Below are 23,973 nucleotides of genomic sequence, written 5' to 3'. Positions count from 1 at the left end.
TTGCCTTATGATTCGTGAAGGAAAGGTTCAGGATATTCCTCAAATTGTACATGTTGTTCATGACAGTATTCGCTCCTGTGTCATGGATCATCAACGTGAGGAAACCCGTATACAAACCTGGCTTGAAGCATTTACCCATTCCACCCTGATTGTGGAAATGCTATATAACGATTGCTGGGTGTATACCCTACATGACAGAGTGGCCGGTTTTCTGATGGTGAGTGATCAGGGAGAAATCCGCATGCATTATGTAAGTAGCGGTATGCAGCGCATGGGATATGGAACACAGTTATTTTATTACATGCTGGATTTTATGACGCCTAAAAAAATTGACCGTCTTGAAATTGAAACCACACGAACTGCATTGCCCTACTATACTAAACTTGGTTTTCAGAAGACTTCTCCCCACATGCAGGATGAACCTGCGTTGCACCTTTTCAAAGCTTTATCTTCCAGCACCTATCCTCAGTTCTGATCAGGCTGCAACAGCCTTGCTTTTGATTTGGTCTCTACCTGCAAGTTTGGCTTCATACAGATGCTGGTCTGCTGTTTTCATTAGTGTATGAATATCTGCATAAGGATGATGAGCATCCATATAGGCAACCCCTATACTCACAGTGACATAATCTTTATCATCCCCACGGTTGTCATGTTCTAACTGCTCTGCCCGCACTGCAAGCAGGACAATTTCAAGAATTTCCCGGGCTTCCGCAATCGGCATATCATGTAACAGAATTGCGAATTCTTCCCCTCCGTAACGCGCTAAATATCCCTGTTTAGGCAGAACCTGCTGAATCACCTGAACCAGCCGTTGCAATACTTCATCACCTTTTAAGTGACCATAGTAATCATTATATTTTTTAAAGTAGTCCACATCGATCATGGCAAAGGACAAGGTCTGTTCAGGATGTTGAATGGTCTGATTAAACAGGCGCTGGATTTCTTCATTTAAGGCACGCCGGTTATAGGCGCCAGTCAAGGCATCGACATTAATCTGATATTGCAGTTTAGTATTCAGTTCATGTAGCTGTGCTGTTCTTTCTCGAACCTTCTGATCCAGTGAACTGTTCAAGACCATTAATTTATTATTCAGTCGCTCGGTATAGTAGGTTTGATGGGCATAATTACGAGATTGTTGAAACATAATGATCAAGGCATACAGACTGGTCGAAATAAATGACAGATGTACGCTCTCAATTACATTCAGTAATACCAGATAATCATTAAGAAAAGTCACACACAGAAAGATGATGGCAAACAGGTTAGTGGACGAATATTCATCCCCTTGAGAAAGTGTCACATAAAACCCGTAAATAAAATTACCCAGTATCACCAGACCATAGATAACACTATACAAAGCCAGACGCTCAAAAACTTCCGGTGTGCTGAACAATGTTACTGCGATATTAAAAATTAGTAATCCCGCACCTACGTAATAAATTGAACGTCGGATATAACGTGGCTTAAACAGGTACATGTAGCTCAGGAAGAATAAGATTGCCAGAAAAGTGAACAGATATTCTAGACGAGCGCCCCATAACCAACTGATTTTACTTACAATGGCGTATGGATGTGGCGCAGAAAACAGATTATGCAGTGCCAAAAAAATAATAAATAAGCCAAAAATAAATACACTGCGGCTATTTCGCTCCACAGATCCGCGAAACAGGGAAAATAAAATGGTAAATAGTCCTACACCCAGCACTGTGCCACAGACCACGGCGATACTCATCATTTGCAACATAAACTGTCGGTTAATGGTCGCAGAGGGGCCAATTTTCAGAGGCTTTTCTAGTCCGCCATGCAAATTAGTATAGTTGGAAACCTGAATACTTAAAGTGAAATATTCATTCTGTGGCACAAAAGATGCGATCTTAGGTGCCTTTTCAGTCACCTGCCCGGTCGAGGTTTTACTGATTTCACCAAGACGCAGCAAGATATCCCCATTTAAATAAATGCTATAAGCACCATACTGACTCGGAATCTGAATCGCTAAACGTTGTCCGATAAATTGTTTGGGAATTTTAAAATGGCTAATAAAAGTGCCATAGGTGGCATTAGTTCCGGTAAGACTCTTGAATGAAGCTGGAAGTTCAACTACTTGTGATTCGAGTTCAGGATCTGGTTGCTCAATGAACTGACGTGGATAGAACTGCCATTTGCCTTGCAACAAGGTGGTACTATCTTCATTAAATTTTAGTTCGGTGACCTCTTTTTGATGAGTAAGGAAATAAGATTCTGGAGCAGCATCATATTGAGCCCACACGATCCGTGTAGTCCCCATCAAAAATATCAGCATCAACCACGATGCCAATATCAGCATAATCCCCCTAAACCTGAGCAAAAAGACCATCCTGTAGCTACTGTTATTAATTCTAATGTACGTGGAATGTTGGATATTGCCAATGATTTTTCATATAAAAAAGCAGGATAACCGACGAGCTATCCTGCTGCTGAATTCCTGACATATTGTACTGTTTAGAAAGTCACATAATATCAGTCACGTGTTTTAACATCATACAGTTCGATTTCAAAAATCAGGTTGGAATTCGCCGGGATAATGTTCCCCATTTTACGTTCACCATAAGCCAGATGAGCAGGTACGATCAGCTTACGTTTGCCCCCCACTTTCATGCCGATGATGCCTTGATCCCAGCCTTTAATCACACGACCAGTGCCGATGACCGTCTCAAAATAATTACCACGATCCAGCGATGAATCAAACTTGGTTCCATCTTCCAGCCAGCCAGTGTAATGCGTGGTAATCAGTGCACCTTTTACCGCTTCTTTACCTTCACCCACCACCAGGTCAATAATTTCTAGTTCTTTGGTCATCGCCAATATCCTTCATTTTGCAAATAGCCCTAGTATAAACACGATTGAGCCAAATTCCTCAGACTTTAACTGCAATGGATCAAAAGCTGAGTTCCTGAATCTTCTTATCCTGTAATAAATACTGGGTTAATTTCTGGTGATTTTTAGCCGAACCCATCAGGATCCAGCGGCCTGTGATCCGCCGGTCAATTTTTTGCTGGCTGGAATGAATGACTTTTAATTTGTATTGTTTAAACAGTTTTTCATAATGATCCGGCTCATGCTGCTCAAAAGGACAGACAATTTCGTAGTTACGTTCTTGATTCAGATGCTCAATCCCACGTTGCACATAGACCAGTAGAACCAGTACGATCAGCACGATCACCGTTGCCCAGACACTTAACAGTTCATAGCCGGCACCGACTGCCATGCCCAGTGCAGCTGTCATCCAGATCGTAGTTGCAGTGGTAATACCAGAAATCCGGTTATCATCTTTTAAAATCACTCCGGCTCCCAGAAAACCCAGGCCAGTTAAGACATTGGCTGCCAGACGGTCGGGGTTGGCGACGCCGATTTTTAAGGAAATAATAGTAAATAGACAGGAACTCAGACTGACCATGATCATTGTACGCAGTCCGGCAGATTTACTATGATATTCCCGTTCTGCTCCAATAACCGCACCAATCACGACTGCTAACAGCAAATCATAAAGTTCATGATACATGCTTCGTCCCTGGAACTTATTATTCTCTCCAGATATACGAAATATTGGGGCGAGGACACAAGTCGAAACTTGCATCCTTGTGAGTTGTTATTGTAACTGTTCCCACTCAATCACAGCCTGTGCCTGATCGCCAATCAAAGTCCATTCACTATCCATGATGTTTAGCTGCAACTGCATAGTGCGTTCACACAGTTGTTGTACCGCTTCGGTACTGGCCGGAGACAGCTTCCACACTTCCACATTGGATAGGGTCTTCAGTTTAGAACTGCGCTTGTACCATTCATCAACAGAAGTACCATAAGCCACGACTGCAACTTTCTTGCAACGGGCACTTGCCTTTTTGACCTTATCTTCATCGGGCAAGCCGACTTCGATCCACTGTATCAGTTGACCGGTCAGGTCTTTCTCCCAGAGAGCAGGTTCATCAGTTTCAAACAGGTCTTTAGTAAATTCAAGCGCTTCACCAGCAAAACGTGCATAAGCCAAAACACGCACCATTAGACGTTCAATGGTTTCCGAAGGATGCAATGCCATCGTTAACTGATAGTCTTCATAACGATGGTTATCCATATCGGCAATATTCAGGTCAGCCTTGTAAATCGTTGCTTTAAGCGCCATAACACAATCCTCAAATTTGGCGCCTAGCATATAAGATTTATATCGATTTTGCTGAACAGATTTATCGCCATTCCAGAAAATTTAGCCAGCAGAATGTCCTGCTTCCGCATCAATCCGGCATTGCATCAGCGCAGTTTCAAAATTCAGCCAGTCACGTTCAGTCTGGTAAATAATCTCGACCCGGTTATCAATACCCTCTTCTGCTGACTGATAGTTAAACTGCTCCGGATTAAAGTTAAAGCTTTTCCAGCCCTGATTGGTATTAAAAATCCCTTTGATACGTAGCCAGTCCTGCTGTTCACAGAGCAAATCAAGCAGATCATAAAAATCAAACTGCCAGCGTTTTGGCAACTTCCAGCCAGCCACTGCATAACCTTGTGCGGATTCCACATAATGATAAGGTAGCTGCTGGATTTTCACTGCAACCACATCTGCGCCAAGGGAACGCTGCTGTTTTAACAAGGGCTGAATCTGACGAACAGAACCGATATAGTCCTGCTTGAGCTGTTCAATATCAATCTGGCCATTTGCACTAAATAACCAGACCTGGTTATAAGCCTGGTACTCTTGCTGTAGCTGTTTCAAACTTTCCTGATCTTCTGCAGTCATTAAATCGGTATGCGACACAATGACAATATGGGCAGCCTTGAGCTGATCGGCATACAGGTTCTGGGTCGTCCAGACCTGATCATGCAAACGCGAACCATCGACGACAGTCATTAATGCCTGCATCTTCAGATGAGTCTGCCAGTGCGGTTCTGTGAGCTGTTCCAATAACTGCGCTGGATGCCCCAACCCGGTCGGTTCAATAAACAGTCGATCTGGCTTGGATTCGGATAATAATCGCGACAGTGCCACCTGCATTGGCAACTGACTGCTACAGCATAAACAGCCACCTAATAGTTCTTTGACTGCGTAGCCTTCATGTTGTGGTAATAAGGCTTGATCCACGCCAATCTGACCAAACTCATTCATCAAAACCGCCCAGACTTCATTTTCCGGCTTTTGACTGAGCAAATGCTTCAGTAGTGTGGTTTTTCCTGCCCCTAAAAAACCGGAAATAATATGCACGGGCACTGCAGATGAAGGAGAAAGGAGTTTCAAGGCGAGCTCACATAGCAATGAAAATGAGGAGATTGATACATTATAACAATGCCATTTGGCTTGCAGGGAGTTAATTTACTGATGTAACTAGTAAGTTCCTCAAAACTTCAATTCTGTCAGTTTTTACCAATTTTCAGCGTAGGCAACCACTGACACAAGCTTAAAATTTAACCAATTATGAAATGTTTTAAAACATTTTAATTGATTTTTTGGGGTTAAATTTAACAAAAATAAAACATAACCCTGAGTTTTGTATACCGGACGTACACATTGTTCTATAGCTTCTGTTAAATCAATTGCGGTACGAATTTTCAGCCCCTAGCATAAGTCCCTGTTGTGTTGATGTGATGGTCAACGCAATAAATGACTTGTGAATAAAACCTATAAGGATGCCAAACATGAACTATGCTCAAATTCTACTTGCAACTACACTCAGCGCAGCAGCGGCAACTAGCTTCGCAGCAACTAAAACCACAGATAGCAAAGCAACAACTGAAGAAGAAAAAGTTGTCGTGAGCACTCAGGAGCTTCCTGAAACTCAAGCTGCAACTGCTCCGGCGACTGCAGAACAACCAGCGTCTGAAGCAGCTGTAGAACCTGCAACTAAAACACCAAAAGCATCCTCTGCTCAATAAGGCAATTTTGCTTTTACCGATAATGAGTAGCCGTTCATTCGGGTACTCATAGCTCCTGTTGGGTAACTCTCCAGTGGATTTATAGTCCATACTCTACAGGAACTTTAAATGGCTGATTGCAGACCTCTGCATTCAGCCGTTTTTTCTAAGCTCTTTTTGCTTTCCATCATAATAAATGATGATTATTAAATCACTCCCGACTATGAGATATATTAATGAATTTTAATATTTATCAACAATATAAATATTAAAATTGTTTTTTCACCATGCATTATAACTATGTAGCACCGACTATGGCATAGCTTGTTTAGACTTTGGATTTAGCCCTTAATCAACTTCATTCTGGACGGATTTAAGGAACCTTGCGATGAGCAATGCAAATTACACAACTGAAGTAGCCATTTTGGGTGCAGGTCCGGTAGGTCTGACGATTGCCAACTACCTGAGTAAACAGGGTGTACAGGTCACTGTAGTTGAACAGCTGGACAGCCTGATTGATTACCCTCGTGCAATTGGCATTGATGATGAATCATTGCGTACGATTCAATCATTAGGTCTGGTGGATCAGGTTCTTCCACATACCACACCCAACCATGCGATGCGTTTCCTGACTCCAAAAGGTCGCTGTTTTGCGGATATTCAACCACTGACACGTGAGTTTGGTTTCTCTCGCCGTAATGCATTTATTCAGCCACAGGTAGATAATGTTCTGCTGCAAGGTCTAAAAAAGTATAAGAAAACTGAAGTACTGTTCTCTCGTCACCTGACTCATTTCAGCCAGGATGCTGACGGCGTAACACTAAATGTTCAGAGCAAAGATGGTGGTTCGGAAGTTGTACGCGCGCAATACCTGATCGCATGTGATGGCGGTAACTCTTATGTGCGTCGTACTTTAAATATTCCATTTGAGGGTGAAACTGCACCAAACCAGTGGATTGTGATCGATATCGACAATGACCCATTGGCAACCCCGCATATTTACCTGTGCTGTGACCCGGTGCGTCCTTATGTATCTGCTGCCCTGCCTCACGGTATCCGTCGTTTCGAATTCATGGTCATGCCAGGTGAAACGCAGGAAGAATTGAGCAAGCCAGAAAATATTGCCAAGCTATTGTCTAAAGTCCTGCCAAATACTGATGGTATTGAAGTGATCCGTCAGCGTGTTTATACCCATAATGCGCGTATTGCGGACAAATTCCGTGCCGACCGTATTCTGCTTGCCGGTGATGCTGCGCACATTATGCCTGTATGGCAAGGTCAAGGCTATAACAGCGGTATGCGTGATGCCTTTAACCTGGCCTGGAAAGTAGCACTAGTGGTACAAGGCAAAGCAGGCCCAGACTTGCTGGACTCTTACCAGGTAGAACGTAAGGACCATGCCAAAGCGATGATCGATCTTTCAGTCATGGCAGGGCATGTGCTTGCGCCACCGAAAAAATGGCAAGGTTTTGTGCGTGACGGTATTGCCTATGCATTGAACTATATTAAGCCAATCAAACAGTACCTGCTGGAAATGCGCTTTAAACCAATGCCGAAATATCATGATGGTGCGTTACTGGCGAATGCTCAGAAAGATTCTCCAGTTGGCAAAATGTTCATTCAGCCACAGGTCAAACTGGAATCTGGTGAAACAGTATTACTGGATGAAGTCATTGGTAATGATTTTGCTATCATTGCCTGGGGTGTAGATCCGAAATGGGGCTTAAGCAAGGAATCAATGCAGCAATGGAAAAAACTTGGTGTGAAGTTCATTCAGGTCATTCCTGCGGTTCAGCTGTCTAATCAACAGCGTAAGCGATATGAAGATGTTATTACCATTGGTGATATCGGCACTGATATCCGTACATGGTTTGGCAAGACCCAAGATTCTATCGTCATCCTGCGTCCAGACCGCTTCGTAGCAGCTCTTGCCATTCCTCAATCTATGGAAAGCACAAGTAAGGCGCTGTTCAACAAACTCCATGTTAAATAATAATTGACCTGACTTAAAAAACCACGCTACGGCGTGGTTTTTTATTTATGGATGAAAATAAATAAGGTTTCCGCTAAGTACGGTATCGCTGAAACCATGGAATATCTTTGAGTGAATCACGGTACGCCATCTGCTGTAGAAAAGGCTTGAACTCATCAAAAGGTGGTAATATTTCGGAGGAAATAGCAAAGATTAAACAATAAGCCACATATAAATCTGCAGCCGAACATTTTTCACCAAGTAAATATGGATTTGCTTTCTGTATTTCGTGCTTAAGGAAACTAAACACAGAATCTTCGTGACCAAAGCTCAGGCTTCTACGATTCTTTTCGATCTCTGTCTGAAGTACCTTGAGGTTTTTGATATCAATATATTCAGTCAAAGGACCATGGCAGAAGAACATCCATTTCAGATAAGCCCCGCGTTTAGGGTCATCTAGTGCAGGTGCCAGACCTTTCTCCCGATATTTATCTGCCAGATAGACATAAATTGCTGCCATTTCTGAAATGACAATACCGTCATCCACCAGACATGGAACCTTACCCATGGGATTAATCTGCTCATAGGCTGGCTGGTGCATCTCAGTATAAGCAATTTCAATCTGCTCAAGCTGATTTTCAATCTCCAGCTCTTTCAGCAAGGGCAGCAAAGTCAGGCCGCGAGACTGCGGATTATTATATAAGGTCATCATAATCGTGAACCTATGCTTTATTTTATTCCCTGACTATAGCGTTATTTTAGAGTGAGATTAGTGAGGATATGCTACCAATCATTTCATCCTCATCTGTGTCGGTTTCCCTAGCCGATCCCTCTCCCTAAATTAAAATAAATCCAGGCAGAATTTTTCTTTTAACACTTTCAGGATCAGGTTAATCACTTCATGTTTCTGATCCTTGCGATAAGTCGCATACAAACCAATCATCGGGAGCGGCTCGATGGTCTTTTTCACCATAATATTTTCACCTAATAACGGAATGACATAAGCCGGTACTAAACTCCAGCCTACTCCCATACCGACCAGATTCACATTCAGCAAAATATTGGTGGAATGCTGTACCACATTGACCTTAATACCGGACTTGTTCAGAAATTCATGGATGATATTAAACAGCTGAGGTGAAGCCTGTTCATCACTGATCACGAAGTTACGTCCTGCAAAATTCTTGATACTTAAGGCAGGTATATCTCTTACATCGGAGTCGCGCGGTACGATCAAGGTTAACGGTTCATCAAAAATCTTGATCGATTCAAATTCTGCTGAAGGGTCTGGATAGCGGGTAAAAGCGATATCAATCGTCCCCTGACGGAGCCATGAAAACTGTTCAGCATCGGTCAGGCTATGGAACTGGGCTTTTAAATCCGGAAAATGCGCACGGATATTCGGCATGATGTAAGGGAAAATTTTCATTTCTGCCACAGGTACAAAGCCAATATCCAGATGCTCTTTTTCCACTTCTGCGATCTGGCGAGCCAATTGGATCGCCCGTTCAGCATGTTCCAGACTCTGCAAAGCTTCTTTGAGAAATACCTCTCCTGCTTCGGTCAGCTCAACTTTACGGTTAGAACGCTCTAATAGCTTGACCCCAACTTCCTGTTCCAGATCTTTGATCTGCTGGCTAAGAGAAGGCTGCACTGTATTTAGCTTTTCCGCAGCACGAGTAAAGTTGAGTTCGCGTGCAACCATACAAAAATAACGTAAATGTCTAAGTTCCATGTTCTTATTCCTGTTATATCGCTACTTTTGTTCGTTTTTTGGATATGGTGTATCGATAGACCAGCAGAGTCAATATCACGATCATCGCACATAACATATATGTGGTTTCATATCCCCAATGCGCTATAAAAATACCCATCATTACAGACCCGACTGCCAAACCAAGATCAAACAAGGTAAAGAAGGTTGAGATGGCATGCCCCATACGCTGTTTCTCCACTGCCTGAATCGCCAGAGTTTGCAGGCATGGGAAAAGTGAACCATAGCCAATCCCAACGAAAACAGCAGAGAGCCACAACATCCATTGATTATTGACTAAAGTCACCAGCACCAGACCTAAGGCAAAAAAGATCAAGGATGGATAGATCACGGCGTCCGGACCTTTATTGTCATAAAACTTACCGACCCAAGGACGTACCAGCAACATGGAGAACGCGAAGACAATAAAGAACAGGCTGACATAGGCCAGCAGCTGCTTGGTTTCTGCAAATACCGTAATAAAGCTGGTAATACTGGAATAAGCAAATGCAGTAAGTAGTGCTACAAAGCTCACAGCCAGGACTTTAGTTTCAATAATATCCTGCAAGCTTAATCGCGATTTTTCTGCGGTTTTTACTTTCGCTTGAGGCAGCTCTCGAATATTCAAGATTAAACTAAAAATCAAACCCAAACTGATCAGGACGGCGAGAATGCCAAATAGCATCTGAAAGCTAGTGAACTGAATCGTAGTTAAGGCAATCAGCGGACCAAATACTACGCCCAGATTGGTCGACATGACGAAATAACCCATACCTTCCCCTTTACGCTGATCCGGAATAAAGTCATTGGCCACCGGTACGGTCACCGTAGTCAAAATACTGAACCAGATGCCATGCAGAAAACGCACGATCAGTAGTGAGCTCATGCTATCAATCAGCAGATAACTAAAGGCAAACAGCGCAAATAAGAGTCCTGCCCCACGCATCGCCAGTTTCTTACCCAATTTCTCAATAATCAAACCTGAAAAAGGGCGAATGGCAATAGAAGACACCAAAAATAAGGTCAGCGCCAAGCCCGCTTCTTTCACCGTTCCACCCAGATCTGTGGTGATGTAGATTGGCAAAATCGCGATCAGGGCAAAATAATAGGTAAACAGAAATAAATTATTCAGTACGCACAAAATAAATGAGCGATTCCATAAGGGAGCTGTCGTGCTAGACATAAAAACCAACTATATACAGAAAATTCTAAAATCAGGCCTGAGGTCTTGCAGGCTGGAGTATCAGTGCAACGAGCGCGCGGATATAGTTTTCATCCGGCATTTTGTTAAAAAAGATAATCTGGTAGTGAATCGGTCCGTACAAACAGTCCAGCATCAATTCAAAATTATAATCCGCACGGATTTCTCCACGCTCAATCGCTTGCTGGATCAAGCCGCGCATTTGTTCTCGACGCGGTAGCAGATACTGGGTGAAAAATTCCCCTGCAAGTTCACGATGATTAGCCATCACCACCAGTAATGCCCGTCCTACCGGATGATCTAGTGCCTGAGATAACCGTATTAATTGCTGTACCAGGTTATCTTCCAAAGACCTGGAAAAATCCAGATCAAAAATAGACGCCGTATGTGCTCTGAAGGTATCCAGAACCAGTTCAGACTTATGTTTCCACCAGCGGTAAATGGTGGACTTACCCACCCCCGCCCGTGCAGCGACATCCTCAATGGTGAGCTGATGATATTCATATTCAGTCAGTGCTTCTGCCACCGCCTGCAAAATACATTTCTGGCGACGTGAGCCTTTTTCTTCCAGTGTCATATAATCTGTCAAAAAACGAAACGATACGTATCGTTTCATATTAGATGATTTATAAGGTTGTGACCAGTCTGTATGAAAAGAACAGGCCAAAAAAAGACCTCTAATTTGAGGTCTTTTTTCACTTTATAGAAATTAGCTGTGGGCTGTTTTCTTATAAATACTGCAAGAAGGATGATGATTTTCTTGCAGTCGAGCAATCTTACGCTGTTCAGCTGCTTCAAAACGGCAACGTTTCCAGTCATTATCTAGATTCAGTGGTGGAATATGTTGCGGTTTACCATTTTCATCGACTGCCACCATAGTAAAGTAGCAGCTGTTGGTATGACGCACAGTACGTTTCTGGATATTCTGCGCCTCTACACGGATCCCGATTTCCATCGAAGTACGACCCACATGGTTCACACTCGCCAGGAAAGTCACCAGTTCACCCACGTGAATAGGTTCTTTAAAATTCACTTTATCCACGGACAGCGTAACCACATAACTGCCTGAATAGCGGCTCGCACAGGCATAAGCAACCTGATCCAGCAATTTCAGAATGGTACCACCGTGGACATTTCCTGAAAAATTCGCCATGTCTGGCGTCATAAGAACAGTCATTGTTAATTCTGACTGATCGTCTGAAGCTGGTGCAATTTGATCTAATGGGGCCATCGCTTTCTTTGAACTCTTTGAATGACAATGATATAAGCACATTATTATATCGTTTTTACTACTAATTAAATGTTCTATTCGGCAAAAAATCCATCATTATTATTTATATGAAAAATGATTTCATACAGAAATAAATATAATAGAAGCCGCTTGAATGATATTCCATCGAACCTGTATTTCAGAAAATCATTATTCATTTATTATTTTCATGATGAATAATCTGTATATAGATGGAATTAAGAATTTATCCAGACTGTTTTCATAACTTCTCATAGATAAATTCTTCTATTCATCCTTTAGTCAGCACTGAGTCTTAACATTTCCTGAGCGACATTTTGATAACTCAATACTTGCTGACCGTCGAGCTGTGTTTCTACAGTATAAGTGCCATCCTGATGTGTAGCAGTTACTTTAAAGATGTATTGCTCAAACTGAGCCAGTTTGACCTGCTGCCCGACTTCAAGATTATTCATATATCACCCTAGATCTGATCTTATCTGTTTTCATCAATTGCATTCTGACATGACTGATTGAATTTTTAAACAATTGATAAACTTAAGTATATAAATAACCATATAAAATTCTAAAAATATATACTTTAATAATATATTAATTCTAGTAATTTATTTAAATTTCAGCGGCTTATATTTTTAAAGCTGATTATTTTTTATTAATATATATTTAATAACACTTAGCTCATATTTTCTATAGATTGATATTTTCTTATAAGTAATTCTTATTATTTTTTTGAATATACGAATTAAAAAACCCTCATTTATTACAAATAAGGGTTTTAATTGAATAGCTGCTTTAGAGATTATTTTTCACGGGCCAGTAATTGTGGAATCTGATGTCCCTTTGCATAATCATGTTTCTGATATACCTGTTCAATTTCAAGCAATTTCCCCCGTGCCGCTTCAATACCCGCTTCCATAGTCATGGTTCTGCCACGCACATCAAAAATATGTCCTTTCTCACGCAAGTCCGGCTGGATCACTACATCCGCATGTTTTAATTCTTCAAAGGCAAGCCGCTTCTGCATAATGTTGATGTTCTGATTAAACAATCCCCAGACATTGGTCGTTTCGGTATGAATCGGCTGCGCCAGAATATCGATGGCGATGACAATATCTGCACCCAGTTCACGAGCAACATCTACAGGTACCGGACTAACCAGACCGCCATCCACATATTCCTTTTCTTCAATCATGGTGGGAATGAACATACTTGGAATCGCGACCGATGCACGTACCGCCTGACCGGTATTACCATAATTAAATACGACTTTTTTGCCTTCTTTCAGGTCTGTCGCCACCACAAACATGGGAATCTTCAGGTCCTGTAAAGGAACATTGTCTACCTGCAAATTGACATATTCTTCGACTTTTTTGCCATCAAAGAAGCCTTTTAGATCGATTCTGAAATCACGAACATCATTGGCTTTCATGCTTAGCGCAATATTGCGCAGCTCAATCGCAGGTTTGCCACTGGCATAAATAGAACCAACAATACTGCCAGCACTGGTTCCCACAATCATGTCCGGCTGAATGCCTGCCTGCTCCAGTACCTCAATCGCGCCAATATGCGCATAACCACGAGCACCACCACTGCCTAAAACCAGCGCAACCACAGGACGCTGCTCGGTCGTTTTAATCTTCAGAAAATCGATTTGATTCGGACGTGCTTGTGCTGTGCTGTGCTGCATTTGCTTGGATTGAATACCTGCATTCACTGCCATCACTCGCTGATCAGGCATGCTCTGACAGCCGCTCAAAAACAGTCCCAGCATGATGAAGCTCAACCCATAGTTCCGCATACAGCACTTATCCTCATTTTAATAGCTGCATAGTGTATAAACACCATGTTAAATTAACTGTTGAATTTCGTAAATTTGTCATACAGTTTGAATAACTTATAGCTATTTAAACCTGTATTACCATGCAGTCACCTACCCTTTATCAGATTTTTCTGACTTTCTTCAAGCTTGGATGTACCGCATTTGGCGGACCTGCTGCACATCTGGTATTTTTTCACCATAAGATGGTCGGTCAATTGAACTGGTTGAATGATGCCCAATATCAACAACTGGTGGCATTGGCCCAATTACTTCCAGGCCCCAGTAGCAGTCAGGTCGGCATTGGCATCGGCTATATGCAACGAGGTTATAGCGGTGCCTTAATGGCCTGGCTAGGTTTTACTTTGCCATCTGCACTGTTAATGACTTTGGTTGCCCTGCTCGGACAACGCTACTTTCACATTTTAAACTCGCATAGCTTTCATGTGATCCAGCTTATTGTGTTTGCAGTGGTCAGCTGGGCATTCTGGCAAATGTTGCGTAGCTTCTGTAAATCCTGGTGGCAATATAGTCTAATGATCGCTGCCACAATCTTTCTGGCTGTCGTCCCACTCAGCTTTAACCAGATCCTAGTGATTCTACTGGCTGGCTTGATCAGTATTGCGATGAGCAAGTTTCAAAGTCAAGCACTGTTACAATCGACACCAGTGAAAAATGCCACTCTAGACACCCCCTATATTCAGAAAAATCATGCAATTTACTGGTTTATCGCCTTTTTACTGCCCTTCATAAGTATCCCCTTTCTGATTCAGTATCTGCACTGGTCTGAACTCGGTTTCTTTGCCGATTTCTATCGAACAGGTTCTTTGGTCTTTGGTGGTGGACATGTCATTTTGCCCCTGCTTCATCAGGACTTTGTCAGCACCCAGCTGGTCAGTGCACAGGCTTTTGACCTAGGTTATGCTTTTGCCCAGTTGATGCCTGGTCCGCTGTTCAGTTTTGCTAGTTATCTTGGTGCTTTATTGGACTGGACGGATCAGCTCTGGCTCAATGCCCTACTGGCGACTATTGCTATCTTCCTACCCTCATTCTTGCTGATTTTTGCAAGCTTACCTTACTGGTCCTGGCTGATGCAGCAAGCTGTGATCCGTCATGCAGTGGCAGGGATTAATGCAGCAGTGGTCGGACTGTTACTTTATCTGGTCCTGCAACTTGGACAAAGTTACCTGAAGCGCTGGGAAGATGTGGTATTTGTAATCGTGATAGTTTACCTGCTACGGTCAAAACTTCCACTCTGGTTCAGCCTGATTGCAGGCTTCGCAGTCTATTATAGCTATCTCAGTTTTTTATAAACTGGAGCCATAAAAAAGCCCCGAATGATTCGGGGCTTTTTCAATAGGGTTTTACCAGATATCGGATTTGACCTTGTCTTTAAACTTAGGATGTTGATCCAGTTTAAACACTGGCTCTTTCACCCCACGCTTTAACTGACCGGTATAGTCTTTCAGAAGCATCAGGATAAATGGCATCAATAATAGAATCGCAATCAGGTTAATACTTGCCATCACGCCCATGAACAGATCTGCCATGTTCCAGATCAGTGGTACGCTCGCAATCGAACCGAAATACACCATGAATAGCACCAGAATACGGAAGATCATCATCACACCTGGATTGTTATTGATGAACTGCACATTCCCTTCTGCATAGGCATAATTCCCGATAATGGAAGAGTATGCAAACAGGAATAGAATCAATGCCAGGAAGTCATCCCCCCAAGCACCGATCTGGCTTTCTAGTGCCATCTGGGTCAGGGTTACGCCTTCAAATCCGGCATTTTCATACAGTCCAGACACCAGAATAATGATCGCGGTACATGAACACACCACAAAGGTATCTACAAATACACCGAGCATTTGTACTAGGCCCTGATTCACCGGATGTTTTACATCCGACGCAGCAGCAGCATTCGGCGCAGAACCCATCCCTGCTTCATTAGAAAACAGGCCACGCTTGATACCCATCATCATCGCCATAGAAATCATGGCCCCGAAGAAACCGCCTGCAGCAGCTTCAAACTCAAACGCTTTAGTGAAGATCAGCTGGAAGATAGATGGCAGCATATCGTAATTGATCACAGCAATATAAAGCGCCACAATCAGATAGAGAAGTGCCATAAATGGCACAAAGCTTTCAGCAACTTTTGCAATCCGCTTGATGCCACCGAAAATGATCACCGCAGTAATCAAGACCAGAAATAGACCTAACCATGAAACCTCAAGCTCAAAACCACCCAATGGCAAGTTCAGATTCGCCTGATCCCAGCCCCAGGCATGTGAAGTTGCCCCAATAATCGCATTGGCCTGCACCGCATTAAAGACAAAGCCGTACGTCAAAATCAGCGCGATAGCAAAGAGGATACCCAGCCATTTCTGTTTCAAACCTTGTGTAATGTAATACGCTGGTCCACCACGGAACTGCTTGTTCTGGGTATCACGAATCTTGAACAGCTGTGCCAATGAAGATTCAACAAATGCCGAACTCATCCCCAGAAAAGCGGTAAACCACATCCAGAACACGGCACCTGGGCCACCAATGGCAATGGCAATCGCAACACCAGCAACATTACCCACACCTACACGGCTAGCCAAACCCGTTACAAAGGCCTGGAATGGCGTAATCCCATGCTCATCCTTGGTTTCATTCCGGCTGCGTTTCATGACTTTCATACTGTGCCAGAACAGACGAATCTGTACGGCCCCAGTCATGATGGTATACAGAATACCCACTGCCACCAGGAAGACGACCAGAAAATCCCAAAGTGGACCATTTAGGGCATTGACCCAACCCAGCAGGGTTTCATTGAGCTGTTCATTCATATTCAATCCTTTCTATCCGTCTTAGATTTATTGTTATGACTCTGCATATGTATCCTTACACAAAGAATTTCAGAATTACCTGAATCACAGTGGCATTGATCAAGTCTACGAAGAATGCACCACAGAGCGGTACAATCAGGAAGGCTTTATGTGATGCACCGTACATATTGGTAATGGCCTGCATGTTTGCAACTGCCGTCGGTGTTGCCCCCATACCGAAACCACAGTGACCTGCTGCCAGGACAGCCGCATCATAGTTTTTGCCCATGACACGGAAGGTTATAAATGCTGCGTACAGTGCCATGGTAATAGTCTGTGCACCGAGGATCACCATCAGTGGGCCCGCAAGGTCGGCTAATTGCCATAATTTCAGAGATAACAATGCCATTGCCAGATAAAGTGACAATGAAGCATTACCAAATACATCAATCGCGCGGTCAAAGACCTTAACCTTAAACACACCTTCAAGTACGTTACGCAGGATTACACCACCTGCCAGCGCCCAAACGAAGGTTGGCAGTTCAAATGCAGTACCTTTACTGAAACCGGTCATAAATTCTGCAAATGCCAGACAGCCTGCAAACAGACCTAGTGTAGTAATCGCATTATCTGCGGTAATCAGGCGTACGCGGTGTGGATATTCAAATGGAATGTATTCAGTTGAATTCACATCTAGCGGAGTATTATCACGTTTTTCAACCTGAGCCGCAGTACGTGGAGTGGCTAATTCATAGCGGTTAATCAGCATTTTCGCCAAAGGACCACCGATGATACCGCCAATGATCAGACCGAAAGTCGCACTGGCCATACCAATCACCAGGGCACCCTGGATACCATGTTGCGTTTCCATAATCTCGCCCCATGCACCTGCCGTACCGTGACCGCCAGTGAGTGTAATTGAACCTGCAATCAGACCAATCAGTGGATCAATACCCAACAGGCTAGCCAACGTCATACCAACAGTGTTCTGTACTATGATGAACACTGAAACTGCGATCAGGAAGATCACCAGACCAATACCACCTTCACGCAGCTTGGCAAAGTTTGCACTCAAACCAATCGATGCGAAGAAGATCAGCATAAAACTGGTCTGCAATTCTGCGCTTGTGGTAATACTGTAACCCCACAAGCTGTGGATGATCAGGGAGATAATCGCTGCAACCAGACCGCCTGCAACAGGCTCTGGAATGTTATAGCGCTTTAGAAAATCGATTTTATTGACCAGGAAACGACCGAGCAATAAGACAATCACTGCAGCAATCAAGGTATAAAATGCGTTAAAAGTAAAATCCATAATTATTTGCCCAAGATGATTCTGAATTTTTGTTGTTCTAAAAGTAATCTTTTGACTTAAGTTTAGTGGATGATGTCCACCTCCCTACCCTATATCAGTCAACACGGACAGTAATCTCTTTTAGAAAAACAAAACAATTCAGCACCTGATTCAAATTCGTTAATGCAATCTGGCAGATTGCATATAACCCTAAGACCATCTTAAAAATACAATGTGCGAAATCTTGAGGCTGTTAAACAGTCGGTTCTGCATCGAAAGATGAGATAAAAGCTTCATCATCCTGCAGGATCTCGAAGCACAATATTTTTAAATTCATTCCAAACCCACAGATACGCTACAGAAATACCGCGATAACCACAGTTTTTTATATTTACGATCCGTTCAGAATGTTTAGAATGAACCTTCAGATGAAAAGTCGGACATTATGCGGTGTCTTAATGCACTGTATTATTGTTTTTTATTAACAATAGCTCGACTTTTCATAAAAATAATTCATAAATAGATATTTTTTTGATCTATCTTTCCTTATTTTAAAGTTTTAACAATTCATTATAAATACCGCATATTTAATGGAGATTCATTGAAGCTTCGATCTATTTTATTAGGATTATTGTAGTCTATATTGCTTATACAACATTTTTATGAAAGTTTTATTTATCTTAATCACAAGATATTTAAGAAAAAATTAATTTATAGATAGCTAATATTGGATTTAGCCAAGAATAAGAGGTGCAGCTGCATGTTTTAGAGATATGAAGTATTGATTAATTCCTAAAAACCAATATTTTTAGTTTAACCTTTGCTTATGGATGAACTTACTTCATCGCATCAGCTACTATCATTTGTTTAGTTTATAGTCAGAACTTATCATCAAGGAAATAACAATTCATATGGATCAAACAATCGTCAATGCTGTGGATCAAACCATCACTTCCCGTCATTCAGTTCGTGCTTTTCTGAATACGCCTGTAGATCAAAATACCTTGAAAGATATTTTAACGGTTGCCAGTCGCGCACCTTCCGGTACCAATACCCAGCCCTGGAAAGTCTATGTACTTACAGGTAAAAAACGCGATGAACTGGTCGAGAAAGTATGTCAGGCACAAATGGAAATTTATCAGAATCCAAAACTGGCTGAGCAATATAAAGAAACTTTCTCTTATTATCCGGAACAATGGCTTTCACCTTTTATTGACCGTCGCCGTGAAAATGGCTGGGGACTGTATGGCTTGCTGAATATTCAGAAAGGCGAAAAAGAGAAAATGGCACGCCAGCAGTTGCGTAATTTCCAGCTGTTTGATGCCCCAGTAGGTTTATTTTTTACTGTACACAAATCATTAGGCATTGGCTCGAAAATGGATATTTCCATGATGATCCAGAACGTGATGCTGGCAGCTAAAGCACGTGGATTAGATACTTGCCCGCAGGCAGCCTGGAACCATTTTCATCCTATTGTGCTAGACGTGGTGGGCGCCCCCGAAGATGAAGAACTGGTCTGCGGCATAGCACTCGGCTATGCAGATCCGGAGGATATTGTAAATACTTTCATTACACCACGTGTGCCGGTTGAGGACTTTGCTGTCTTTTTAAATGACTAATCGCCTGAACTTGTAAGCTTATCCCGGGCAGTTATGCCGTCCCTGCGTTTAATCCCCTTTAGGTGACGGCAGCTGCAGACGATAAATGGTCGCTGCCGCAATCCCAACAAAGATCGCCATTACCAGCGCCATATTAAATAAAGGATTCCACCACATAAAGTTCAGTAGAATCCCGCCAAGCAGACCACAGGCAAACTGCATGCTGCCCATAATGGCACTGGCAGTTCCGGCACGTGTACCTTGCTCAGACATCGCAATTGCCATGGCATTTGGTCCGGTAAAACCAATGGATGCCACGACCATAAACATGGCCATAATGACCAGAATTAGAGATTCAGTCTCAATTATCCCCAACACCAACAAAGCAATTACGCCACCAAGTTGTAAGGTCGTTCCAATTCTTAAACGACTTAAAATCCCAAACCGATGTGCCAGCTTTTTATTCAAGGTAGAAAACAGCATAATCCCGACTGCATTGCCACCAAAGACATAGGCAAACTGCTGCTCGTTTAAATGAAAATGATCCATCAGAATCGCTGAAGATGAGGTGATATAACAGAACAGGACTGCACTGGAAAAACAACCAGCAAACATCGGCTTTCTGAAACTTTCATCCTGAAAAATTGCCTGATACAGGCTCATGACCTGGGTAAAATTTAGTTGTAAACGGCGTTCTGGCTCCAGGGTTTCTTTAAAGAAAAAATGTACGCATGCCAGAATCACCAGACCAAACAGCATCAGCAATACAAAAATCATATTCCATTCAAATACCAGTAATACCCAGGCACCCATACTCGGCGCTAGAATTGGAGCAATCGTACTGACAATCATCATGCTGGCGAAAGCCTGAGCTGCTGAATGCATATCCAGGCGATCACGGATCGCAGCACGGGCAATTACCACACCGACACATCCGCCTAAGGCTTGCAGCACCCGTGCGGCAATTAGACTCCATTCATTTTGGGCAAATACACAGAGCAGACTTGCCACTACATATAAGGCTAAACCAAAGTACAATGGCGGTTTACGTCCGATACGGTCACTAACCGGACCATAGACCAGCTGCCCGATCGCCAGCCCCAGAAAATAGGCAGGCAAACTGTTTGCCACCTGCTGGGTAGTGACACCAAAATCATCAGCCATTTGTGGCAATGCCGACAGATACATATCAATAGAAAGCGGGCCAAGTGCCGTGAGGGATGCCAGTAATATGATCCAGGACATGGCATAGTTTTTATTGGTCGTTGTTGTCGACATAATGATATTTAGAATTTAAATGAGCGCTGTGCAGACAAGTTTACACAGGGCATAGTATGATTTGTGAAGCAAATTTACTTATTTTTATTGCTAAATTTTCACACACTTATTAAGTCTTTATCTAAAGACAGTGGTATAGAAGGACAAACCTTGAAATCCTGGCTCACTCGTTTCAAGCAAACCACCGGCAATACGACCTTTATGTATAATCTGCGGATGATCATTGCCTTTGCAGGAACTGCTTTTGTGCCTTATCTGATGGGTCAGCAGTTAATGACCATTCCACTGACCTTGGGTGTGGTGGCAGCAGGTTTAAGCGATATTGACGACCGCTTCTCGGTCCGGATTCTGAATCTCCTCTATACCTATATTGGCTTCTTTATTACAGCCTCTGCCGTTTATCTGTTATTTCCGTACCCGATCCTGTTTGCCTTGGCACTCATCGTGTCCTGTATTGGCTTAATTCTGCTCGGCTCGCTGGGACGGCGTTATGCTACGATTTCATATGGCTGTCTGGTGATCTCAGTCTATTCCATGCTCGGGGTGGAATTATTTGATAACTGGTACACCCAGGCAGGCCTGCTGGTTATCGGTGCCATGTGGTATGGCCTGTTATCTACAATTAGTTTCCTGCTGTTCCCTGCCCGTCTGGCACAAGACAATTTGGCCAAGTGCTATTCGTCGCTCGGTAACTTTCTTTATGCCAAATCGAATCTATTTGATGTTGATATGACATCGAGTAGTTATCAGCAAAGCATGATTGAACTTTCACTTGAAAATGGCAAATTAATTGCGATTTTTAATGATATGAAAGCTGCTTTACTGACCCGACTCAAGGGAGATCGAGGACAGAAAGATACCCGTCGCAGCCTGCAATATTATTTTATTGCCCAAGACATTCATGAGCGGGCGGACTCAGCACATATTGATTATCAGAAACTGGCAAAGATTTTTGAGCATAGCGATATTCTGTTCCGCTTTCAGCGCATTTTGTCGATTCAGGGCAAAGCCTGTAAGGACCTGAGCGAAAGTATCCTTCAGCGTAAAACCTACCAGCATAATTCGCGTTTTAAACATGCCTTTAAGAACCTGCGCTATTCGCTGGATAAGTTACGTCAGGAACAGCAGTATGATGAAGTCTGGATCAATGCACTGTTTTCTCTGTATCAGAACTTAAAGTCGATTGATGCCCAGTTACGTAACCTGGAAACCGAACGCAATATTAAGTTCGAGCGTGCCAAAAATATTGAAAACCAGCTCAAAGATGACGACTTAAAAGGCTGGGAAGATATCCGGATCCGGATCAAACAGCATCTGACCCCGGAATCCGTGCTGTTCCGTCATGCGGTGCGTTTGTCAATTGTACTGCTGATTTCTTATATCTTTGTACAGCTGACCAATATCGAATATGGATACTGGATTCTGCTGACTGCCCTGTTCGTGAGTCAGCCCAACTTTAATGCCACCAAGCGCCGTTTACGCCTGCGGATAGTCGGCACATTGATTGGGATTAGCCTGGGCTTTGCCGTTCTGTATTTTGTCCCTTCAATCGAAGGTCAATTACTGCTTCTGATCCTGAGTGGCGTGCTGTTCTTTGAATTACGCAGTAAGCAGTATGCGCAAGCTACAGCCTTCATCACCATTCTGGCTTTGATCAACTTTAACCTGGATGGTATGGGCTTTTCCGCGGCATTGCCACGGATGATAGATACCCTCATTGGCTGTGCGATTGCCTGGTTCGGGGTGAGCTTTATCTTCCCTGACTGGAAATTCCGCCGTCTGCCGCGTTCAATCAAACGTTCTTTAAATGCTGAGGTCGATTATCTTAGCGAAGTGATTGAACAGTATAAAACTGGGCGTAACAATGGTCTGCGTTACCGGATCGTGCGTCGCGCTGCACATAATACCGATGCTGAAGTTGCTTCCCTGATTTCGACCTTGGCGACTGAGCCCGATTTTGATCCTTTGCAAAAGAGCCAGGCTTTCGAATTCCTGTGTCTGAATCATACTCTGATCAGCTATATTGCTGCGCTGGGTGCACATCGTGAGAAAATCGAAGATCAGGAAATTTTGAGCCTGCTAGATCAAGCACTTGAAGACATTCGTGGTGCATTGCTGGCCGATAAAGTGCCCGATCTCAGTGCACAGAATATGATCCACAATATTCGTCAACGCCTGTCACACCAGCAGGATGAAGACCAGAAATCCCTGATCATTTTGCAGCAACTGTCCTTAATGTTCAGTATCTTGAATCAACTCAGTCAGTTAAAGCAAAGTTTAAGCCATGAACGTGATGAACAGGCAACCGAATTAGCCTCATTATAATTTGACTGATTTTGGAACAATATACTCACTGAATTGGTACAAATAATGCTAAACTTTTTGCAGTTTTAAATTTGTAAATTTCACTATGACCGCGAAAAATTTATACGCCTATACTCTACAGCCTGTGAACTATGAAGTGACAGAACAGGAACAACGTCATGCTCAGCTAATGATCTGGCGCAGTACCAATAAAATTGGTATGAAAGCCTGGCTGATCATGGGTGCAGTTGTGGCACTTTCTATTCTGGGCATTATCATGCTCAAGAACTATTCTACGATTTTTTGCTGGGTGGCACTGGTGTGTGTCGTGCTGTACTACCTGATCCGTACTTTTGGTCTGGAATGGTATGTAAAGCGCAAGATGAACGAATTTCCAGTTCAGGAAATTAAAGGTATTCGTCTGGGTGTACAACCTCACGGGATCGTGATGCGTCAGAAAATGGGTCTACAAGAAGGTGTAGGTGCGATTGGCTGGAAAGACATCTATGAATGGTATAATACACCTGAATTCATGCTGGTTAATTTCAAAGTTAAAGGTCAGCAAGGTGCTTATATCCTGCCAAAGCGCCTGGATAGCAAGAATTTCTCGTTCGAAACAATTCGCAAGCATTTACGTGAAGAAGTAGGCGAACCGAAAGAAATCTGATACGAACTTTCATTAAAAAACCTCCTACCTGGGTACGGAGGTTTTTTTGTATTCATAACTGTAAACGATAATGAGAATAAATATTATCCGCAAAATCCATCATTCTATTGCGATATTCCTTTATAATCAGACCATTTTCTAATATTCG

General features: G+C 42.9%; 22 protein-coding genes. 7 read left to right on the top strand and 15 right to left on the bottom strand.

All coding sequences use genetic code 11. From position 1 onward, the window contains the following. Positions 1–7: 7 nt before the first annotated feature. A complete protein-coding gene (locus tag FSC11_RS03865) occupies positions 8–475 on the top strand; it encodes a GNAT family N-acetyltransferase (RefSeq protein ID WP_163165274.1) in 468 nt (155 codons plus the stop codon). On the opposite strand, the gene FSC11_RS03860 is transcribed toward FSC11_RS03865, so the two are convergent. The 5 genes from FSC11_RS03860 to FSC11_RS03840 form a co-directional block, all read right to left on the bottom strand. After that, on the bottom strand, positions 476–2,323 hold the full coding sequence (locus FSC11_RS03860) for a sensor domain-containing diguanylate cyclase (protein WP_163165272.1): 1,848 nt from the start codon (positions 2,321–2,323) through the stop codon (positions 476–478). A gap of 173 nt (positions 2,324–2,496) precedes the next feature. Beyond that, positions 2,497–2,835 (bottom strand): FKBP-type peptidyl-prolyl cis-trans isomerase, encoded by a 339-nt coding sequence (locus FSC11_RS03855; RefSeq protein WP_004814829.1) that lies wholly within the window; start codon positions 2,833–2,835, stop codon positions 2,497–2,499. A 79-nt stretch (positions 2,836–2,914) separates the two neighbouring features. Further along, positions 2,915–3,538, bottom strand: a complete 624-nt coding sequence (locus FSC11_RS03850) for an MgtC/SapB family protein (RefSeq protein WP_004814826.1) — start codon at positions 3,536–3,538, stop codon at positions 2,915–2,917. Positions 3,539–3,625: 87 nt separating this feature from the next. After that, positions 3,626–4,156: a YaeQ family protein gene (locus FSC11_RS03845; protein ID WP_004814824.1), complete on the bottom strand. Its 531-nt coding sequence runs from the start codon at positions 4,154–4,156 to the stop codon at positions 3,626–3,628. Between the two features lie 81 nt (positions 4,157–4,237). Then, positions 4,238–5,260 (bottom strand): CobW family GTP-binding protein, encoded by a 1,023-nt coding sequence (locus FSC11_RS03840; RefSeq protein ID WP_163165270.1) that lies wholly within the window; start codon positions 5,258–5,260, stop codon positions 4,238–4,240. A 398-nt stretch (positions 5,261–5,658) separates the two neighbouring features. On the opposite strand from FSC11_RS03840, the gene FSC11_RS03835 reads away from it, so the two are divergent. Continuing rightward, a complete protein-coding gene (locus FSC11_RS03835) occupies positions 5,659–5,895 on the top strand; it encodes a hypothetical protein (protein ID WP_071320197.1) in 237 nt (78 codons plus the stop codon). A gap of 367 nt (positions 5,896–6,262) precedes the next feature. Next, positions 6,263–7,867, top strand: coding sequence for a bifunctional 3-(3-hydroxy-phenyl)propionate/3-hydroxycinnamic acid hydroxylase (locus tag FSC11_RS03830; RefSeq protein ID WP_163165268.1), 1,605 nt, complete (start codon positions 6,263–6,265; stop codon positions 7,865–7,867). Positions 7,868–7,940: 73 nt separating this feature from the next. Here the strand turns inward: FSC11_RS03830 and FSC11_RS03825 are convergent, their stop codons facing one another. The 7 genes from FSC11_RS03825 to FSC11_RS03800 all read right to left on the bottom strand — a co-directional run bounded on the left by FSC11_RS03825 (position 7,941) and on the right by FSC11_RS03800 (position 13,847). Next, on the bottom strand, positions 7,941–8,558 hold the full coding sequence (locus FSC11_RS03825) for a glutathione S-transferase family protein (protein WP_163165266.1): 618 nt from the start codon (positions 8,556–8,558) through the stop codon (positions 7,941–7,943). Positions 8,559–8,687: 129 nt separating this feature from the next. Continuing rightward, a complete protein-coding gene (locus FSC11_RS03820; RefSeq protein WP_163165264.1) occupies positions 8,688–9,581 on the bottom strand; it encodes a LysR substrate-binding domain-containing protein in 894 nt (297 codons plus the stop codon). A 13-nt stretch (positions 9,582–9,594) separates the two neighbouring features. Continuing rightward, on the bottom strand, positions 9,595–10,782 hold the full coding sequence (locus FSC11_RS03815) for an MFS transporter (protein WP_163165262.1): 1,188 nt from the start codon (positions 10,780–10,782) through the stop codon (positions 9,595–9,597). A 31-nt stretch (positions 10,783–10,813) separates the two neighbouring features. Next, complete coding sequence (locus FSC11_RS03810; RefSeq protein WP_163165260.1) at positions 10,814–11,377, bottom strand: TetR/AcrR family transcriptional regulator; 564 nt, start codon at positions 11,375–11,377, stop codon at positions 10,814–10,816. Positions 11,378–11,509: 132 nt separating this feature from the next. Beyond that, a complete protein-coding gene (locus FSC11_RS03805; RefSeq protein WP_004814807.1) occupies positions 11,510–12,031 on the bottom strand; it encodes an acyl-CoA thioesterase in 522 nt (173 codons plus the stop codon). 296 nt (positions 12,032–12,327) lie between these two features. After that, positions 12,328–12,504, bottom strand: a complete 177-nt coding sequence (locus FSC11_RS16110; RefSeq protein ID WP_004814805.1) for a hypothetical protein — start codon at positions 12,502–12,504, stop codon at positions 12,328–12,330. A 344-nt stretch (positions 12,505–12,848) separates the two neighbouring features. Beyond that, positions 12,849–13,847 (bottom strand): patatin-like phospholipase family protein, encoded by a 999-nt coding sequence (locus FSC11_RS03800; protein ID WP_163165258.1) that lies wholly within the window; start codon positions 13,845–13,847, stop codon positions 12,849–12,851. 122 nt (positions 13,848–13,969) lie between these two features. Here FSC11_RS03800 and chrA point away from each other — a divergent pair, with 122 nt between their 5' ends. Next, positions 13,970–15,178 (top strand): chromate efflux transporter, encoded by a 1,209-nt coding sequence (gene chrA / locus FSC11_RS03795; RefSeq protein ID WP_163165256.1) that lies wholly within the window; start codon positions 13,970–13,972, stop codon positions 15,176–15,178. Between the two features lie 51 nt (positions 15,179–15,229). On the opposite strand, the gene FSC11_RS03790 is transcribed toward chrA, so the two are convergent. Both FSC11_RS03790 and gltS read right to left on the bottom strand, forming a co-directional pair. Continuing rightward, positions 15,230–16,705: an alanine/glycine:cation symporter family protein gene (locus tag FSC11_RS03790; RefSeq protein ID WP_163165254.1), complete on the bottom strand. Its 1,476-nt coding sequence runs from the start codon at positions 16,703–16,705 to the stop codon at positions 15,230–15,232. 55 nt (positions 16,706–16,760) lie between these two features. Further along, positions 16,761–17,999, bottom strand: coding sequence for a sodium/glutamate symporter (gene gltS / locus FSC11_RS03785; protein WP_004891824.1), 1,239 nt, complete (start codon positions 17,997–17,999; stop codon positions 16,761–16,763). Positions 18,000–18,889: 890 nt separating this feature from the next. Here gltS and FSC11_RS03780 point away from each other — a divergent pair. Then, positions 18,890–19,597, top strand: a complete 708-nt coding sequence (locus FSC11_RS03780; protein WP_004891821.1) for a nitroreductase — start codon at positions 18,890–18,892, stop codon at positions 19,595–19,597. Between the two features lie 48 nt (positions 19,598–19,645). On the opposite strand, the gene FSC11_RS03775 is transcribed toward FSC11_RS03780, so the two are convergent. Continuing rightward, positions 19,646–20,854, bottom strand: a complete 1,209-nt coding sequence (locus tag FSC11_RS03775) for a multidrug effflux MFS transporter (RefSeq protein ID WP_004891818.1) — start codon at positions 20,852–20,854, stop codon at positions 19,646–19,648. 150 nt (positions 20,855–21,004) lie between these two features. Between FSC11_RS03775 and yccS the strand changes: the two genes are divergently transcribed. Together yccS and FSC11_RS03765 are read left to right on the top strand one after the other, a co-directional pair. Beyond that, on the top strand, positions 21,005–23,179 hold the full coding sequence (gene yccS / locus FSC11_RS03770) for a YccS family putative transporter (RefSeq protein WP_163165252.1): 2,175 nt from the start codon (positions 21,005–21,007) through the stop codon (positions 23,177–23,179). Between the two features lie 85 nt (positions 23,180–23,264). Further along, a complete protein-coding gene (locus FSC11_RS03765) occupies positions 23,265–23,825 on the top strand; it encodes a YcxB family protein (protein ID WP_004814787.1) in 561 nt (186 codons plus the stop codon). Positions 23,826–23,973: the final 148 nt, after the last annotated feature.

This window comes from Acinetobacter schindleri, assembly GCF_010918895.1.
GTDB classification, from domain to species: Bacteria; Pseudomonadota; Gammaproteobacteria; order Pseudomonadales; family Moraxellaceae; genus Acinetobacter; species Acinetobacter schindleri.
Note: the sequence above shows the minus strand (reverse complement) of the source record. Positions and strands in the feature narration are given on the sequence as shown.